This window comes from Aminobacter sp. P4_H6_2 (assembly GCF_056400805.1).
Genome location: NZ_JBFUKO010000869.1, coordinates 1 through 1,762, shown reverse-complemented (window position 1 = coordinate 1,762; position 1,762 = coordinate 1). Strand labels below are relative to the sequence as shown.

Sequence of the window (1,762 nt, the reverse complement as noted above, 5' to 3'; positions counted from 1 at the left end):
GCCCTTGGCGATGTAGTTGCGGACGAACCAGATGACGAGGGCACCTGGGATGATGGTCAAGACGCCTGCGGCGGCAAGCACGCCCCAATCCATGCCCGAGGCCGAGACGGTACGCGTCATGATGGCGGCGATCGGCTTGGCGTCGGTGGTGGTCAGCGTGCGGGCGATCAACAGCTCGACCCATGAGAACATGAAGCAGAAGAAGGCCGCGACCCCGATGCCGCTCGCGATCAGCGGCACGAAGATCTTGATGAAGAAGCGCGGGAACGAATAGCCGTCGATATAGGCGGTCTCGTCGATCTCTTTCGGCACGCCCGACATGAAGCCTTCGAGGATCCACACCGCCAGCGGCACGTTGAACAGGCAGTGGGCGAGTGCTACGGCAATGTGGGTGTCGATCAGGCCGAAGGCGGAATAGAGCTGGAAAAAGGGCAGGGCGAACACCGCCGGCGGCGCCATGCGATTGGTCAAAAGCCAGAAGAACAGGTGCTTGTCGCCCAGGAACCGGTAGCGCGAGAAGGCGTAGGCCGCAGGCAGGGCCACGGAGATCGAGATCGCCGTATTCATGACCACATAGATGATCGAATTGATGTAGCCCTTGTACCAGGACGGATCGGTGAAGATCACGCCGTAGTTGCGCAGCGTCGGGTTCTGCGGCCACAGCGAGAAGGCCCCGAGGATTTCCTGGTTCGACTTGAAGCTCATATTGATCAGCCAGTAGATCGGCAGCATCAAAAAGACGATGTAGATCGTCGGCACCACCCACCAGAAGCGCGATTCCTCGCCGCGCCGCCGCATTCGCCGGGCGAGTGCTGTGTCCGGGGTGCCGTGGACAGCGCCCGCCGTCACTGGCGCACTGCGCATCAGCTTGTCCTTGTCGGCGTTTACGACAGCTTCCCTTGTGCCCCCCATCTCACTTCTCCACGTCGTAATTTGTCATCACGGTGTAGAAGACCCATGACAGCAAAAGCACGATCAGGAAGTAGATGATCGACATCGCCGCAGCCGGTCCGAGGTCGAACTGGCCGACCGCCATCTTGACGAGGTCGATCGACAGGAAGGTCGTCGAATTGCCGGGGCCGCCGCCAGTGACGACGAAGGGCTCGGTGTAGATCATGAAGGAGTCCATGAAGCGCAGCAGCACGGCGATCAAAAGCACGCGCTGCATCTTKGGCAGCTGGATGTGGCGGAACACCGCCCAGCGCGATGCGCCGTCGATCTTGGCCGCCTGGTAGAAGGCGTCGGGGATCGACACCAGACCGGCATAACAGAGCAGAACGACCAGGCTGGTCCAGTGCCAGACATCCATGATGATGACCGTCACCCAGGCGTCGAACGGGTCGTTGACGTAGTTGTAGTCGAAGCCGAGCGCGTGCAGCGTGTAGCCGAGCAGGCCGATGTCGATGCGCCCGAACACCTGCCAGATGGTGCCGACGACATTCCACGGAATGAGCAGAGGCAGTGCCATCAGCACCAGGCAGACCGGCACCCCCCAGCCTTTTCGTGGCATGTTGAGCGCGATGAAGATGCCGAGCGGGATCTGGATCGCCAGGATGATCGCCGAGAAGACCAGGTTGCGCCCCATCGCCGCCCAGAAGCGGTCGGAGTGCAACATCTCTTCGAACCACTCGGTGCCGGCCCAGAAAAACTGGTTGCCGCCGAACGTATCCTGCACCGAATAATTGACCACAGTCATCAGCGGGATGACCGCTGAAAAAGCCACCAGCACGAGCACCGGCAGCACCATGAACCAGGCCTTGTT

General features: G+C 61.0%; 2 protein-coding genes. Both read right to left on the bottom strand.

Annotation, left to right across the window (positions count from 1 at the left end; all coding sequences use genetic code 11):
* A partial coding sequence (locus AC1DUU_RS31140) for a carbohydrate ABC transporter permease (protein ID WP_476787166.1) occupies nt 1-798 on the bottom strand: 798 nt, incomplete at its 3' end.
* Nucleotides 799-913: 115 nt separating this feature from the next.
* Nucleotides 914-1,762 (bottom strand): carbohydrate ABC transporter permease (locus AC1DUU_RS31135; protein ID WP_476787165.1); only part of this gene is annotated, 849 nt, incomplete at its 5' end.